We start from the raw sequence: 14,163 nt of genomic DNA, 5'->3' as shown, positions 1-14,163 counted from the left end.
GGCCCCGCTGATGCCAGGTGGCCGGTGTGCCGATCAGGCGGCGCGCGCCGCCCGGATCGTGTTGCGCAGCAGGAGCATCGTGGTGACCGGTCCCACGCCGCCCGGCACCGGGGTGAGGGCGCCCGCCACGGACGAGACGGCCGCGGCGTCCACGTCACCGACCTGCCCGGTCTCGGTCACGACGGTGCCGACGTCGATGACGGCCGCACCCGGGCGGACGAAGCCGGCGCCGACGAGGCGGGGATGGCCGGTGGCGGACACGATGATGTCGGCCTCGTGGGCGATGCTCACCAGTCCCTTGGTCCGGGAGTGGCAGATCGTCACGGTCGCGTCCTCGGCGAGCAACAGCAGCGAGACCGGCTTGCCGACCACTGGGCCGCGGCCGATCACGCATACCCGGGCGCCGGACATCGGGATGCGGGCCCGGGTGAGGATCTCCACCACCGCGGCGGCGGTGGCCGGCGCGAAGCTCGGCAGACCCAGCGCGAGCCGGCCGAGACTGCTCGGGTTCATCCCGTCGACGTCCTTGGCCGTCGGAATGTGCTCGCCGACCTCGCGGGAGGTCAGCCCGTCTGGCAGCGGCGTCTGGACGATGATCCCGTGCACGGTCGGATCGGCGGCGACGGTGTCGATCGTGTCGAGGATCGCCGCCGGCTCGCCCTTCGGCTCATGCAGCACACAGCGCACGCCGACCTTGCCCGCGGTCCGTTCGATGATCTCGGCATAGGAATACGCGGCCGGATCCGCGGTCGGCAGGACCACCGCCAGGGTCGGCGTGACTCCCGCCGCAGCCAGCCTCTCGGCCTCGTCGACCACGTACCTGCCGATCTCGGCGGCCATCGACCGCCCGTCGAGCATCCTCATGTGCCGTTCCGATCCTCGTCGTTCTCGTGGTCTGGCTCTCGTGGCCCTGCGGTCCTAATGGTCCGTTCGGGCCGTTCCGCACGTCCGGGCCGTTCCGCACGTCCGGGCCGTTCCGTACGTCCGGGCCGTTCCGTACGGGCAAGTCACCGCTGTCCGCAGGCCTTTCCCGCACTCGCGCGGGTTATGCCGTCCTGGCCCACCACGCCAAACCTGGGGAAGGCCCGGGATGCGCCGGCGCAGCGAGCGGGGCGGCGGCGGGCACGGTTGTACCGTAGCAAGGCGCGTGGGCAGGTAACCTGCGCGGGGGAGCACGCCAGGGCGGCTCGGTGCACTCGGTTCCAGAACGCTCGGTTCCAGAACGGTCGGTTCCAGAACGGTCGGTTCCAGAACGGTCGGTTCCAAGCCGGTCGGTTCTCGTGCCTCGGATTTTCGGAATAACGGATCCTCCCTGGGAAAGCCTTCCGGAAGAGGCCCGCCCCTGTGCGGTGGTGCAGCCGAGGTGGGCGATTTCCGAGCGGAAATCCGTGTATTACTAGATATGATCTTCCCGGTTCGGGGTGATGGTGGCAGGTGGTGCGGTCCGGCGGAGTGGGCTGGCCGGTCGACGTTCGCGATCGTTCGAGTCGACCGCCGCTCGCGGCACGTAGCGGCCCGCTCCTCGCTGTGACATCTACGGACGGCCGGAGCGACGCACCTGAAACGACGCACCTGGCCGGAAGCGTCCGGTGCCCGCTACGCCGCATCCCGAGCCACCCGCCACGCTGGCTGTACTCAGGAACTCCGGCAGGCTTGCCGGATGTAGCGATATGAATGCGACATTCGTCCTGCTGCGATGAGTCCACGGAACTTGATGTCAGGTAGGTAGCGAGGGTATATCCTTCACCATTTTCCCGAGTTTATTGTCCTGCTTCTCTTCTCGGCTACCATGGAGACGTCCCGTCCTTGACCACGACGTGGAGTATCGAGATGAAGTCATCCGCCGCACGACCATCCGTGCGATTCTTCTGGTTTCATTCCTGGCCGCCGGCTCTCCGTGACCGGGGAGTTGCCCTCGTTGAAGGCACGTCAGCTTCTGCGAGTGCCTGGACGATTGGGATATCGAGTGACAAAATAGGACGGTTCAGCTCATCGATGGCTGGAGGCGGACGGACGTCCACGACTTCGTCTTGCTTTTCATGACCGGATCACCGTCGGGCCGGGGGTCGTCCGGCAGATACTGGTCAAGCAGGTGGGGCTGACGGTCGAGGAGGCGTTTGGAGGTGATCGATAGTGTCTAAGGTGGTATCGGTGCTGGTTCGCCGGGACGGCCCCTGCTGGTCGGCCTGGTCGCCGCAGTGTCCTGGTCTGGTGGCCGCCGAGACGACCGCCGAGGAGATGCGTGCCGCGTTGCCGGACCTGATCGCCTGGTACTTCGACGGGGACCCCGACGTCAACCTCCGGATCCACCTTGAGCTGGAGGTGCGCGGTGTCATCGTCCGGATCGCGCAGGATGCCGACGCCTGGGAACGGCAGCTGGTCGCCGAGCGTCTGGGCGCGGCCTTGGGCGTGGACAGTCAGGCGGAACAACTGCGCGCCGTGCGGGCGAACGCCGCGGGCGAGGTGGTGTATGTCTGTGCGCTGCCGTCGGACCAGATCTCCTGGCTGACCGGGCAGATGGACGACGAGGACGATGCGGTCGTCGTCGCGCTTCCGGCGACGGAGAGCGAACTGTGGACCTTGCAGTTTGACGCGCTCCGGCGGCGAGGTGAAAAAGCGCCGGGTGCCGGCTACCGGCCGGAGGCAACCTTTGATGAGATCATGGCGACGTTCGCCGGGCCACGCCTCCAGCTCGGCGCATGACAGCCCGGCCCCGCGCCGGTCGGCCCCCGCCGGTGAGCGCCCGCGTGACGGCGGGAATCTCCGCCCTTTGGGCGGAGAGGATGTCAACGGGGGAGATCGCGCAGGATGAGGTCGAGGCCCGCGAGGAACTGGGCCTCGTTCTCCTCCCGTAGATGGGGTGCCGCATCGGAGAGATCCGGGTGGTGTTCGGCCGGCGGGCGTACCGCCGCGACCGGGCCGCCGCGGGCGCCGGCCCCCTCCCGTTCCACGGCCCGGGCGAGCTGGCGGGCCTCGCTGAGGGTGTGGCCGAGGGTGTAGAAGAGCAGCGTCTGGTAGACGTTGGCGGCGTCGGCCGGATCCATGCCTGCGCGGTGAAGCTGGGCGACCGCGTGATCAGCCCGCTCCCAGTAGGCGCCCACCCCGGGCGGGCGGCGCAGCACCAGCGGCGCCAGGGTCGGATGCGCCAGCAGGGAGCGTCGGAGCTGACGGAAGTTTTCCCGGATGTCCCGGCGGGGGTCGTCGGTCTCCGGCAGCTCCTCCACCCCGCGGATCACCGTGTCCGTCAGCGCGTCGAGCAGCGCGTTCTTCGTCGCGAAATGTCGGTACATCGCCGTGGGATCCACGTCGAGGAACGCGCCGAGGGCCCGCATGCTGAACGCGCCCGCGCCGTGCGTGTCCACGACCTCCATCGCTGCCGCCAGCAGCACCTCCCGGGACAGCGTGCCCCGTGGGGTTCGCCGGGAACCGACCCGCCGACCTCGCCGCCTACCGGTGTCCGCGTCGACGGTTCCGATGCCTTCTGGCTCGTCATCATCGGTGCCGGGATCGTGCGTGCCGGCGTCACCCTCCCGGTTGTCCTCGGAGTCTGGGCTCTCGTCGTCGGACCGGGGTGGCGTGGGATCGTTGGTCTCATCGTCGATGGCATCATGATAGTCAACGATGTTGACGCCGTCCCGCGGCTCGCGATGGTCTACTCCTCGGCCCAGGTTTCGCGCACCGGCCCGTCGCCACGGCGCTGCACCCGCACCCCTCGATAGCCCGGTCGCCAGCTTGCCAGCACGATCTCCCCGGCCGGCTCGTCGACGCTCGTGCGGACCACCTCGGTGAGCTCGACGCGGAAGAGGTCGAACGGCGTCGGCGGGCCGACCTCGGTGGCGAAGGAGGCCAGGACCTCCTCATCGTCGATCCACCGGGCCCGCCCGGAGACGCGGATGTCGCCGCCGGCCAGGTCCTGGCCCGGCCCGGGATTGGCGGCCAGGGCGAACCGGGGGTCGCGACGCAGGTCCCGGGACTTGCGCGCATCCGGCATGCTCCCGAGCCACAGCTCCCCGAACCGGAAGTTCGTCTCGATTCCGCTCGTGCGCGGGGAGCCGTCGGCACGCACGGTGGCCAGGATGTGATGGCGGAATGCCGCGAACCGGGTGCGCGCGGTCTCGGCGAGGGCGGGTTGTGCGGCCTCGAAGTCGCGCCAGGATGTCGTCACCGCGCCATCATGACCTGAAAACTCTGCCATCTGCGGTCCTGGTTCACGGCTAGGCTTCCCAGACGTGCGATCGAGCCGACTCACCGCGTTGCTCCTGCATCTGCAGGCCGTGCGGCGGGCCCGCCTGACGCCGACGGCTGGCGGGAGGTGGAGCTCGCGACGGAGGGGCTCCAGGTGGCGCTCAGCCAACTGTGTGCCCTGGCGGACGGGGTCGTGGTGCTCGCCCCCGCCGAGTTGCGCACCGCCTTCGCCGAGGTGGGTCGGCGCATGGCGGAGAACAATATGGCGGGGAACAGTGCTGCCGCGGCGGTGGGAAGCAACGCTACCGTCGCGGGAGATCGGGAGATGCCGGTGAAGGAGGTCGCGCCATAAGTACCGGTGGGCTGCTAGTTGTCGCTCTGGTGATGGCCGTCGGCCTGGTCGGCGTCGTCCTCCCGGTACTGCCGGGCCTCGTCCTGGTCTGGGGCGCGGGTCTGTGGTGGGTGATCGCGGACGGTGGGGGAGTCGGCCGTTGGATCGTGCTGGCGCTCATGACCGCGCTGTTCGTGATCGGGGCGCTCACCAAGTACGTCCTGCCGGCCCGGGCTACGGCCGGTCGGGGGGTGCCGTGGCCCAGCCTGGCCATCGGCGCGGTGTGCGCGATCATCGGCTTCTTTGTGGTGCCGGTCGTCGGGCTCCTGATCGGTGGAGTGGTCGGGATCTACCTGGCCGAGCTGGCGCGGCTGGGGGATGCGCGAGCGGCGGGCCGCACGACCTGGGCCGCGATCGTCGCCTTCGGGGTCGGTGTGGTCGTGGAGCTCGCCGCCGGCGTCGCGATGGTGCTCGTCTGGTTGGTCGGCGAGTTCGTCGCGTGATGACACGTGACGACTCATGGCGATTCGTAACGATTCGTGACGTCGTGCTGCTGGTTCTGGTCTTCCGGAGTCCGCGGGGGCCGGGAGTCCGCGCGTCCCGATCCGGGGAGTCGACCGGCCCCGAGCCTGGTGGGCCGGTCTCCCGACGGCACCCTCCGCCGCATGATCGCTATGTTAAGTAGGGGTAACCATTTCCGGTGCTCCGTGGTTGCCGCCTCGTCCGTCGTGTGCGGCTGTTAGCATCGTCCGAGTGATGCTGATGGAACGTCTCCTGACGGATCTCAATGGTGGACGGCGAATGTTCCACTCCGAATTTCACCGGGCTATCGGATCGAACCCCGGATGAGTGATCCGGGGCGGACCTGCCGAAAATCTCAGAAATTTATACGATATTTTTTCCATTATTGTTCAGAGTGGCCGTGGTCAAAGTCGCGGTTCCTTTTTATGTCACATTCCTCCGGGGCTCCGCAGTGGTACCGGGCGCGCCCGCGGAGTCACCGGCCGATGCGGCGTCCGTTCTTTCCCCCGATGTCCTTCCCTTCTATGTCCTTCCCTTCGACGTCGAGGATCGTGTGGAGGCAGCCGGCCGCCGGGTTCCGCGGCCGCGGTCTGGTCGAGGCCTGACGACGTGACCGGGAAACGTAGCGCGCAGGCTCCGTCCTTGAGGGCGGGGAGGATGCCAAGAGAGGAGACCGTCCCGTGCGTGTCCTGGTGATCGGATTCGGGCAGGCGTTGCTCAACCAGCTGGGTTCGGCGCTGCCGCCGGGCAGTGTCACCCTCGTCGAGGACCCGGATCTGATCGACCGGCGGCGGGTGCGGCCGGCTGTCGAGAAGCTGCCCTGCGTGGCGGCCCTGCTCCCGGCGGCCTACCACCAGAGCGAGGACTTCCTCCCCGTCGTGCTCGCCGCGGCGGCCACCGGGGGACCCTTTACCGCCGTCGTCCCGGCCCTGGAGTACAGCGTCCCCGCCGCGGCCTTGGCCGCGGCCGCACTGGGCCTGCCGGGCGCGGGAGTCGGGGCCGCCCGATGCCTGTCGGACAAGATCGAACTGCGCCGGGCGGCGACGGCGGCGGGCATCGCGACCCCGCGCTGGCGGGAGGTCTTCGGCCCGGATGACCTCGCGGCCTTCGGGGTGGAGAGCCCGGTGGTGCTCAAGCCCGCCAACCGGCACGGCAGCCTCGGCGTGCAGATCCTCGACGCGGTGGAGGACGGGCCGCTCGACCTGGCGGCCATCTGGTCGGCGACGGTCGCCGCCCTCGACGACGGCGCGCTTCCCAACCGCCCGTTGCACTGGCGCTACCTGGTGGAGAGCCGGATGGTCGGCGCGGAGTTCAGCGTGGAGGCGCTGGTGCGCGACGGTGTGCCGAGCTTCGTCAACGTGACGGCGAAGCGGGTGCTGCCCGGGCGGCACCCGGTCGAGACCGGGCACGTCGTGCCGGCCCCCGGACCCGCGGCCAGGACCGCCGTGCTGAGCCGCGCGTTGACGCGTCTCATCGCGGCGATCGGCTTCCGGGACGGCATCCTGCACGCCGAATGGATGCTGACCGCCCGCTGCCCGGACGACCCGGTGCTCATCGAGTGCGCCGGGCGGATCCCCGGTGACAGTCTGGTCGAACTCATCGACCTGGCCTACGGAACCTCGCTGGCCGCGGACTACCTGGAGATTCTTTCCGGGGGGCGGCCCGCGCCGGCCGCGGTGGCGAGCGCCGCTGCGGCGATCCGCTTCCTGAGTGCCTCACCCGGTCGGGTCGACGCGGTCGACGGCGTCGAGGTCGCGCGGGCGGTGCCCGGGGTGCGGCGGGTGGCGCTGGCGGTCACCCCGGGCACGTCCATCCCGCCGCTGCGCTCGTCGGGCGACCGCATCGGCGAGGTGTTGGCGGTCGGCCCGACCCCGATGGATGCCGAGGCCACGGCGGCACGCGCCGCCGGGCTGGTGCGCGTGGCGGCGGCAGGGGCTCCGTTCGGCGCGGCTGTCATGCGGATCTAATTCCGTTGCCGCCGTCGCTCACCCTGATTATGAACACGTAAACGCCTGCCCGATCGGCACGTCGCGTACCCGCGCTATCCCGGGCTCCGCGTCCTGGTCGCATAATGCCGAGGTGGAACGCACCAGCGAGAAATCAGATAGATGATTCTTGGCCTGTGGGTCGGCGTCCGGCGGGTGAGTACGGACATCGCCGTCGATCTGTCTGCGGCTGCTGCTTCCACGCTCTCCCCGCGGCCGTGTTCCGCTTTTCCGTGCCTTTCTCCTCGTTGGCCGATGGGGGCCGAGGGCGCGCCGTGGCGGGTGCCGCCGTCGCGGCGGGGGTGATGGTGTCGGGGGTGCCGGTGTCGGGGGTGCCGGTGTCGGGGGTGCCGGGCCGGCGCGGTCGCGACCTGGTCACCGGATGACCGGGGTTACCGGATGACCGGGTCGACGGTTCTCATCCAGAATCCGACGGTGGTGCAGCCGGCCGAGACGTCGGTGTTCCTGGCACCCCGTCCGTCCTACGACCCGGTCCGGGCCGCGGCCGAGTCCGCCGCGGTGCGAGCGGCGCTCGCCGACCTCGGGGCCCGTCCCTGTGCCCCGTCCGAGATCCTCGCGGCGCTGCCCCGGGAGGTCTTGATCGAGCTCGCCGTCCGCGCGGTCAGCGCTGAGGACGACCTGCGAATGGCCGCCGCCCGCGAGGCGCTCCACGACTGGTCGGCGCCGGCGCTGGTGCCGGTGGTGCTGCGCCAGCCGCGGCTGCTGCTCGACCCCGGCGCCGCCCGCGGCGTGATCGGTCCCGACCAGGCGGACGAGAGCTACGCTCTGCGTCCCCTGGCCGGGTTGATGTTTCCCCGTGATCATTATGTCGATCTCGGTGAAGCGGTCGCGGTCGGCCGGTTGCGGCGCCGGGACCGGGCCCGCGAGACGGTCGTCATGGCGGCCGTGCTGCGCGGGTTGCGGGGCCGATCGGCCGAGGTCCGCGTCCCGGAGCCGCTGTTCCTGGAAGGCGGGGATCTGGTGAGCTGCGGCGATGTGGCCGTCCTCGGCACCGGTTGGCGGACCAGCCCGGCGGTCTGGGGGCTGTTGCGTCCGCATCTGCTGGCCAGCTTCGGTCACGTGGTGCGGGTCCGCGACGAGCTGCGGCGTGACGGCCAGCCCCATCTGAACTCCTGGCTCGGCCTCGGCCCGGGGATCGCCCTCGTCGCCGCCGATCGGCTGCACGCCCCGGCGGTGGTGGAACGCGACGGCGTCGCCGGCCGGGAGACGACGCTGGTCGACGCCCTGCGAACGATCAATCTCGCCGTCTGTCCGCTGGCACCGGACATGGTCGCGGCCTTCGCCGCGGGGGTGTTCTTCCTGCCGGCCTTCGCGCCGCCGGAATCGGTCCTCCGGTCGGAATCGGTCCTCCACTCGGAGCCGGCCGCCCTGGTATCCACGGCGAGTGCGCCCTGGACCGAACCGGTGCTGTCGCGGTTCGGGATCCAGACCGTCGCGGTGCCGTTCGACGAACATCACAAGCAGTTCGGCAGCCTGCACCGGGCGCTCAACACCGTCCCGCTGCGCTGATGGCATGGCGCTTGCGGTGGGACTAAAATGCTTGCATGGCGACGATTCATGTCCGCGAGGTGCCGGAGGAGACCCTCACCATCCTCAAGGTCCGTGCCGCGCGCGCGGGCCGGTCATTGCAGCAGTATGTGCTGCAGCTGCTGGAGGGCGAGGCGGCGACGCTCACGGCCGAGGAAGCCGCGGACCAGGCCCGATCGATCGCCTCCCGCGGCACGGTGACCGCGACCGACGTCGTGGACGCGATAGCGCGGATGCGCGCGGACCGTGGATGATCGTCCTGGACACCTCCGCGCTGGTGGAGTTTCTGGTCGGCACGGATGACGTCGCCGACGTGGTCCGTGCCCTGGCCACCCGGGAGCGGATCGCCGCGCCGCACGCGGTCGACCTGGAATGCGCCTCGACGCTGCGCGGCCTCGCCCGCGGTGGGAAGCTGCCCGAGGGCGAAGCATCACGTGCCCTGGAACTGCTTGGTCGCATGAACCTGCGACGCTATGGCCACGCCCCGCTCCTCCCCCGGATCTGGGAACTACGCCACAACATGTGGCCCTACGATGCCGCCTACATCGCGCTCGCGGAAACCCTGAACGCCGACCTTGTCACGGCCAACCGGAGACTCGACCGCGTTCCGGGTCTCCGCTGCACCGTCCGTGACCTCCAGAACGGGCCGTGAACGCTCCGACCGGACCCGGCTCGCCTCCAGCCCGAGCCCCAGCCCGGTCAGGTGGGAGTCGAACCATCAGCGTCGGCTTGCGGGGCGTCGGCTGCGGCATGCTACCGGCATGCCTGATTCGCGGATCAGCCTGGCCGATGCCCTGGAACTGAGGCGGACCGGCGACCTGTGGCTGTTCCGCGGCCGCACGGCGGCGGACCGGGCGATCCAGACGACGACCAACAGCCCGGTGAACCATGTCGGCATGGCGGTGGTCGTTGACGATCTTCCGCCGCTGATGTGGCACGCCGAGCTGGGGAAATCGTTGCCGGACGTCTGGGCGGGCACGCATCAGCGCGGCGTGCAGTTGCACGACCTGCGTGCGGCGGTGGAGGTCTGGGCAGGCCGTTTCCGTTCTGGAGCGGTGACGACCTGCGTCTGTCCGGAGGCTTCGTGCTGGGCGGGGAGATCGTCGTGGACGTGGACGACTCTGCCTAGCGTCGCGTCCGGTGGGTTCGTGCGGCGGCCGTTGACCAGGATTCGGTTCCTTGTCTTTCCAGAGCCTTTCGTGCCCGATTTATCCCTCTGGATAGGCAGGATGCGTCTGGGGGGATGCCGTCGTCATGGGGATGCCGTCCAGGTGCGGCACGGTGATCGCGGTGACCAGCAGGCCGCGGGCCGAGAGCCAACGACCGCCGAAGCCGGTCAGCTCACCGCCGGCCAGCCGTGGTCCCGCCACCAGGAGTTTCGCGGTGAAGGTGCCCCGGGCGGCCGGGCTCGGTGCCGGCGGGCCCATAGGTGCGGTGCCCGGGTGGATCACGAGGGCGGCGTCCCCGAAGCCGAGCCAACGTTCCGCCAACGGGTACCACGCCTTGTAGACAGACTCCTTGGCGCTGAACAGCAGCCGGTCCCAGCAGACGGCCGGGCGGGTGCGGGTGAGGGCCGCGAGCCAGCCCGCCTCGGCGGGAACGGTGATCTCCTTCAGCACCCCGCCGGGTGTGGGCTCGTTCGGCTCGGCGTCGATGCCGATGGTGTGGACCTCCGCCGCCCGGGCCACCGCGGCCGCCCGGTAGCCGGCGCAGTGGGTGATGCTTCCCACCACTCCGTCCGGCCAGCCGGGTGCGCCGCGGGAACCGGGCAGGATCGGCGCCGCCGGAAGTCCGAGCCCCTCCAGCGCGCGATGCGCGCATACCCGGGCGGTGGTGAACTCGCGGCGCCTCTTGTCGACCGCGCGGCTCAGCAGCGCAGCCTCCTCGGGGAACAGCACAGCCGAGGGATCGTCCTCAAACGCCTCGACGGCGACGGCTGCGGCGGGCAGCAGGCTCGCGAGCAGGCGCGGATCCACCCTCTTTACTCCGGTACCCGTTACTCCGGTAGCCGTCCCTGACGTCGAAGCCGGCGCCCCCGGCGGCGCCGAGCCTGCCCCCGGCGCCAATCTCGATCCCGGCGTGGAACTCGATCCTGGCATCGCGCTCAGTCCCGGCGGGCCGGCGGTGCGGGGAAGGGCAGGATCTGCCGTAGCCCGGACCATGGCGTGCCCCACGCCGCGCGTTCCCGAGGGTAGCCCATCGAGACCTCCTCAAAGCGGACGTCGTCGTACCAGGTGGTGCGGGGAATGTGCAGATGACCGTAGACGACAGCGTTGGCCCGGAACCGCGTGTGCCAGTCGGCCGTGCTCGTGGTGCCGCACCACAGCGCGAATGTGGGGTACCGCAGTACCGCGGTGGGCTGACGGACGAGTGGCCAGTGGTTGACGAGCACCGTTGGCATTGTCGGATCTATGTCGCCGAGGCGCGCCCGGGTCTGCGCGACCCGGGCCCGGCACCAGGCGTCGATGGTGGGATACGGGTCCGGGTGCAGCACCCATTCGTCGGTGCATACGATCCCGCTTTCCCGGGCCAGGGCCAGCGCCTCCTCCTTCGTCGCCGTTTCGGCGGGCCGAAAGGTGTAGTCGTAGAGCACGAACAACGGCGCGACGACAACGGGGCCGCCCGCGCCCTCCCAGACCGGATAAGGGTCCTCCGGGGTGACGACGCCCAGCCCGCGGGCGATCTCCACGAGATGCCGGTAGCGTTGTTCGCCGCGCAGCTGCACCGGGTCCTGCTTGGGAGTCCACAGCTCGTGATTCCCCGGCACCCAGACAACCTTCGCGAAACGCCCGCTGAGCTGCTTGAGCGTCGTCTCGATATCGGCGATCGTCTCGGCGACGTCACCGGCGAGGATCAGCCAGTCGTCGGATGATCCGGGTGCGATGTCCTCCACCATCCGCCGGTTCTCGGGGTAGGCGACATGCACGTCACTGACGGCCAGCAGCCGCCCGGGCGAAACCGGGGAATCCGTCCGGGACACAAGGCGAAGCCTACCGGCGCGGCCACCGGCGTGTCCGCCAGATGAAAATGCTGTTCCGGTGTTCGAGATGGCGCCGGGTGGGCATCCTGATCGAGGATCATCGCGAGGGATCGGTGACGATCCCTCGAGGACGACACGATGAGCCGACGGATCCAGCCGATCTTGCGGGAGTGGACAGCGATGAACGACAGCGGGCAGCGATGAGTGGTGGGCAGCGATGAGTGACAGCGTCGGAATCGGGCTGCTCGTCGCCCTCGGGGCTCTCGTCATGATCGTCCTGGCGCTGGCCGTGGCCGCGCTGGTCGCCGTCCGGAAGTACCGGCTGCCGTTGCGGGGCCTCGTGGCGACCCTGGCGGGCCTCGCCTACGTCATCTCCCCGGTGGACGCCGTCCCGGAGATTCCGCTGGGGCCGATCGGCCTGATCGACGACATCACCGTGATCATCGCGACCGTGGTCTACCTGCGTGGCCTGATCGCCGCGCGGCGGGGCCTGGACCCGGCCGGGATCGATCCACCCGGCCGGGCGCCCCACCCGATGCCGCGGCAGCCTCCGCCGCCTCGGGTATCAGGCCGGCGCCGCGGTGCCCGCTGAGCAGGCTGCCGCTGAGCAGGCTGCCGGGGCTGGCTGGAACACCGGGGCTGGCTGGAACACCGGGACCGGCCCCGGTGTTGTCCGCGACATGACTTCTGTCACCTTCGCGATCACCTGGGATTACCGTTGCCCGTTCGCCCGCAACGCACATGAACACGTTTTGACTGGTCTCGCGGCCGGTGCCGACTGGAACGTCACCTTTCTCCCGTTCTCGCTGGGGCAGGCGCACGTGGAGGAGGGGCAACCCACCGTCTGGGAGAAGCCCGAGCAGGACTCCGGGATCCTCGCCCTGCAGGCCGGCGTCGTCGTCCGCGACGAATACCCGGATCTGTTCCCCTCCGCCCACCGGGCGCTGTTCGCGGCGCGTCACGACGAGGGCCGTCACCTGGAGGACCGGGCGGTCATCCAGGAGACGCTCGCGGGGGTGGGGCTGCCCGCCGACGAGGTGCTTGCCCGGGTTGACGATGGCGCTCTCGACAAGGTCCGCGCCGAGCACGAGCAGTACGTCGCCTCGCATACCGTCTGGGGCGTGCCGACCTGGATCGCCGGTGATCAGGCCGTGTTCGTCCGGCTGATGAACCGTGCGCCGCTCGGTGCCGACCCGGCGGGTTCCATCCGTGCGGTGGAGCGCATCGTCGACCTGGTGACCGGTTGGCCCGAGTTGAACGAGTTCAAGCACACGTCCATCCCACGCTGATCTTCCAGGCCGGTTCGGTCCGTCCCGGTACACCCACGGCGCCGGGGACAGCGGCCGCGCCGCCCGCCATTCCCCTGTCGGCGCCCGGCGGTGTCAGACGTTCAAGCCGCGTCAGGTGCCCAGGTCACGTGAGGTGCCCAGGTCACGTGAGGTGCCCAGGCCGCGTCAGACGTCCAGGCCGTAGCTGCGGGCGATCGCAGCCAGGCCGCTGACCCCACCCTGGCCGAGCGCCCGGAAGCGCCAGCCGTCCTGATCCCGGTAGAGCTCACCGAACAACATCGAGGTGTCCCGCGCGGCGGCGGTGGTGAGGTCGTACCGCACCAGCTCGTCATCGGTCGACGCGTTGACGACCCGGATATAGGCGTCGGTCACGTCGCCGAAACTCTGGTGTCGATAGTCGGCGTTATGGATGCTGACCGGGAAGACGATGCGCGTTATTGCACTGGACAGCAGGTCGAGACGCACCTCGATCTGTTCGTCGTCGCCCGCACCCTCACCGGTGAGGTTGTCACCGCGGTGCACGATCTCGCCGCGCGGACTACTGAGGTTGTTGTAGTAGATGAAATAGCTGCGGTTGGGAGCTCGCCCGTCCGCCTGCAGGGCAATGGCGCTCGCGTCCAGGTCGAACTCCTCCGATCCGGGAGCATTCGGATCCCAGCCGAGGCCGACGGTGATGTGCGTCAGGCCGTCGGTGGCTCCGGTGAGCGCGACGCTTCCACCCTTGACGACGTCAATGCCCACGGTTCTCCGATCCCACGACGTTCTCCGGCCCGGCGGCCCCGGCCGGTGCGATGTTCGCGATACGTGACTACCCAAGCACATGAGCGTGTCGCTGGTGCGTGCATCCAGGAGACTGTCCCGACCGGTCTCGGCCGGTCCTGCTGGTCGCGAGCGGCGACGGGTGTCCGACGACCGGTAGCCTACTGGGGAGGAATGGTCACCGACCGATTGGTGTCGGCATCGTTGCGCAGTCTCCAGGATCGTGGCCGGGGACGGAGCGCGGCCACCGGCGGCATCGGCCGGCCCGAATTGGCTAACGTCGGCAACCGTGGATCGACTACCGTTGCTTGTCGGGTCCGGTGACATCGCTCGGGCGCTGGGTCTGACCCGCCAGGCGGTCGACCATCGGCTCCGGATCGATCCGGCCGCGCCGAGCCCGGCCGCGGTGGTAAATCGCACCGCCACCTGGGGCGGGACCCGGATCTGGTGGCGAGCGGAGATTGATCGTTGGCTTCGGCTCGAACCCGAGCACTGGGAAGTGCGCTGAGGGAGGCCGCCGGGAAAACGCGCTGACGGAAATCTGACGGAAAGCAGAGAGGTCCG

General features: G+C 69.9%; 16 protein-coding genes and 1 pseudogene. 11 read left to right on the top strand and 6 right to left on the bottom strand.

Annotated elements, in window-relative coordinates; genetic code table 11:
• Positions 1 to 33: 33 nt before the first annotated feature.
• Positions 34 to 864 (bottom strand): bifunctional 5,10-methylenetetrahydrofolate dehydrogenase/5,10-methenyltetrahydrofolate cyclohydrolase, encoded by an 831-nt coding sequence (locus BMG523DRAFT_RS11125; protein WP_043591088.1) that lies wholly within the window; start codon positions 862 to 864, stop codon positions 34 to 36.
• A 1,269-nt stretch (positions 865 to 2,133) separates the two neighbouring features.
• Here BMG523DRAFT_RS11125 and BMG523DRAFT_RS11120 point away from each other — a divergent pair.
• Entirely contained in the window at positions 2,134 to 2,703 is a 570-nt protein-coding gene (locus tag BMG523DRAFT_RS11120) for a hypothetical protein (RefSeq protein WP_043591086.1), read from the top strand.
• An 83-nt stretch (positions 2,704 to 2,786) separates the two neighbouring features.
• On the opposite strand, the gene BMG523DRAFT_RS11115 is transcribed toward BMG523DRAFT_RS11120, so the two are convergent.
• A complete protein-coding gene (locus tag BMG523DRAFT_RS11115) occupies positions 2,787 to 3,389 on the bottom strand; it encodes a TetR/AcrR family transcriptional regulator (protein WP_011435934.1) in 603 nt (200 codons plus the stop codon).
• Positions 3,390 to 3,652: 263 nt separating this feature from the next.
• Positions 3,653 to 4,195, bottom strand: coding sequence for a pyridoxamine 5'-phosphate oxidase family protein (locus tag BMG523DRAFT_RS11110; protein ID WP_043591084.1), 543 nt, complete (start codon positions 4,193 to 4,195; stop codon positions 3,653 to 3,655).
• On the opposite strand from BMG523DRAFT_RS11110, the gene BMG523DRAFT_RS23005 reads away from it, so the two are divergent.
• From BMG523DRAFT_RS23005 to BMG523DRAFT_RS27335, 7 genes and pseudogenes are all read left to right on the top strand, one after another.
• On the top strand, positions 4,196 to 4,537 hold the full coding sequence (locus BMG523DRAFT_RS23005; protein WP_083494795.1) for a WYL domain-containing protein: 342 nt from the start codon (positions 4,196 to 4,198) through the stop codon (positions 4,535 to 4,537). It abuts the gene before it with no gap.
• Between the two features lie 32 nt (positions 4,538 to 4,569).
• On the top strand, positions 4,570 to 5,019 hold the full coding sequence (locus BMG523DRAFT_RS11105; protein ID WP_083494794.1) for a DUF456 domain-containing protein: 450 nt from the start codon (positions 4,570 to 4,572) through the stop codon (positions 5,017 to 5,019).
• A gap of 699 nt (positions 5,020 to 5,718) precedes the next feature.
• The gene (locus BMG523DRAFT_RS11100) at positions 5,719 to 7,005 is read left to right on the top strand and encodes an ATP-grasp domain-containing protein (RefSeq protein WP_051623832.1); all 1,287 of its coding nucleotides are present in this window, start codon (positions 5,719 to 5,721) and stop codon (positions 7,003 to 7,005) included.
• Between the two features lie 417 nt (positions 7,006 to 7,422).
• Entirely contained in the window at positions 7,423 to 8,553 is a 1,131-nt protein-coding gene (locus BMG523DRAFT_RS11095; RefSeq protein WP_043591082.1) for an arginine deiminase family protein, read from the top strand.
• 35 nt (positions 8,554 to 8,588) lie between these two features.
• Positions 8,589 to 8,825 carry a hypothetical protein gene (locus tag BMG523DRAFT_RS11090; RefSeq protein ID WP_011435940.1) on the top strand — a complete coding sequence of 79 codons (237 nt, stop codon included), beginning with the start codon at positions 8,589 to 8,591 and terminating at the stop codon, positions 8,823 to 8,825.
• Entirely contained in the window at positions 8,822 to 9,223 is a 402-nt protein-coding gene (locus BMG523DRAFT_RS11085; protein ID WP_043591080.1) for a type II toxin-antitoxin system VapC family toxin, read from the top strand. The genes BMG523DRAFT_RS11090 and BMG523DRAFT_RS11085 overlap by 4 nt, the downstream gene beginning before the upstream one ends.
• A gap of 109 nt (positions 9,224 to 9,332) precedes the next feature.
• A pseudogene (locus BMG523DRAFT_RS27335) lies at positions 9,333 to 9,614 on the top strand (hypothetical protein); the annotation flags it as partial.
• Between the two features lie 165 nt (positions 9,615 to 9,779).
• On the opposite strand, the gene BMG523DRAFT_RS11080 reads toward BMG523DRAFT_RS27335, so the two are convergent.
• Positions 9,780 to 10,535: a 4'-phosphopantetheinyl transferase gene (locus BMG523DRAFT_RS11080; RefSeq protein ID WP_049761059.1), complete on the bottom strand. Its 756-nt coding sequence runs from the start codon at positions 10,533 to 10,535 to the stop codon at positions 9,780 to 9,782.
• Between the two features lie 140 nt (positions 10,536 to 10,675).
• Positions 10,676 to 11,551 carry a metallophosphoesterase gene (locus tag BMG523DRAFT_RS11075; protein WP_043591078.1) on the bottom strand — a complete coding sequence of 292 codons (876 nt, stop codon included), beginning with the start codon at positions 11,549 to 11,551 and terminating at the stop codon, positions 10,676 to 10,678.
• A gap of 217 nt (positions 11,552 to 11,768) precedes the next feature.
• On the opposite strand from BMG523DRAFT_RS11075, the gene BMG523DRAFT_RS11070 reads away from it, so the two are divergent.
• The gene (locus tag BMG523DRAFT_RS11070; RefSeq protein ID WP_011435945.1) at positions 11,769 to 12,143 is read left to right on the top strand and encodes a YkvA family protein; all 375 of its coding nucleotides are present in this window, start codon (positions 11,769 to 11,771) and stop codon (positions 12,141 to 12,143) included.
• An 88-nt stretch (positions 12,144 to 12,231) separates the two neighbouring features.
• On the top strand, positions 12,232 to 12,840 hold the full coding sequence (locus BMG523DRAFT_RS11065) for a DsbA family protein (RefSeq protein WP_011435946.1): 609 nt from the start codon (positions 12,232 to 12,234) through the stop codon (positions 12,838 to 12,840).
• Between the two features lie 165 nt (positions 12,841 to 13,005).
• Here BMG523DRAFT_RS11065 and BMG523DRAFT_RS11060 read toward each other — a convergent pair whose 3' ends face one another.
• Positions 13,006 to 13,581, bottom strand: coding sequence for a TerD family protein (locus BMG523DRAFT_RS11060; protein WP_023840490.1), 576 nt, complete (start codon positions 13,579 to 13,581; stop codon positions 13,006 to 13,008).
• Positions 13,582 to 13,888: 307 nt separating this feature from the next.
• Between BMG523DRAFT_RS11060 and BMG523DRAFT_RS11055 the strand changes: the two genes are divergently transcribed.
• Positions 13,889 to 14,107 (top strand): hypothetical protein, encoded by a 219-nt coding sequence (locus tag BMG523DRAFT_RS11055; RefSeq protein WP_035730521.1) that lies wholly within the window; start codon positions 13,889 to 13,891, stop codon positions 14,105 to 14,107.
• Positions 14,108 to 14,163: the final 56 nt, after the last annotated feature.

The sequence above is a fragment of the Frankia sp. BMG5.23 genome (assembly GCF_000685765.2).
Lineage (GTDB): Bacteria > Actinomycetota > Actinomycetes > Frankiales > Frankiaceae > Frankia > Frankia casuarinae.
The sequence above is the reverse complement of the archived record's forward strand: the minus strand, read 5'-3'. Positions and strand labels throughout refer to the sequence as shown.

Excerpts from the sequence above, each read along its gene's own strand:
- BMG523DRAFT_RS11125 (WP_043591088.1), bottom strand. The coding sequence starts at position 864 with ATGAGGATGCTCGACGGGCGGTCGATGGCCGCCGAGATCGGCAGGTAC.
- BMG523DRAFT_RS11110 (WP_043591084.1), bottom strand. The coding sequence starts at position 4,195 with ATGGCAGAGTTTTCAGGTCATGATGGCGCGGTGACGACATCCTGGCGC.
- BMG523DRAFT_RS11105 (WP_083494794.1), top strand. The coding sequence starts at position 4,570 with ATGGCCGTCGGCCTGGTCGGCGTCGTCCTCCCGGTACTGCCGGGCCTC.
- BMG523DRAFT_RS11095 (WP_043591082.1), top strand. The coding sequence starts at position 7,423 with ATGACCGGGTCGACGGTTCTCATCCAGAATCCGACGGTGGTGCAGCCG.
- BMG523DRAFT_RS11090 (WP_011435940.1), top strand. The coding sequence starts at position 8,589 with ATGGCGACGATTCATGTCCGCGAGGTGCCGGAGGAGACCCTCACCATC.
- BMG523DRAFT_RS11085 (WP_043591080.1), top strand. The coding sequence starts at position 8,822 with ATGATCGTCCTGGACACCTCCGCGCTGGTGGAGTTTCTGGTCGGCACG.
- BMG523DRAFT_RS11070 (WP_011435945.1), top strand. The coding sequence starts at position 11,769 with ATGAGTGACAGCGTCGGAATCGGGCTGCTCGTCGCCCTCGGGGCTCTC.
- BMG523DRAFT_RS11065 (WP_011435946.1), top strand. The coding sequence starts at position 12,232 with ATGACTTCTGTCACCTTCGCGATCACCTGGGATTACCGTTGCCCGTTC.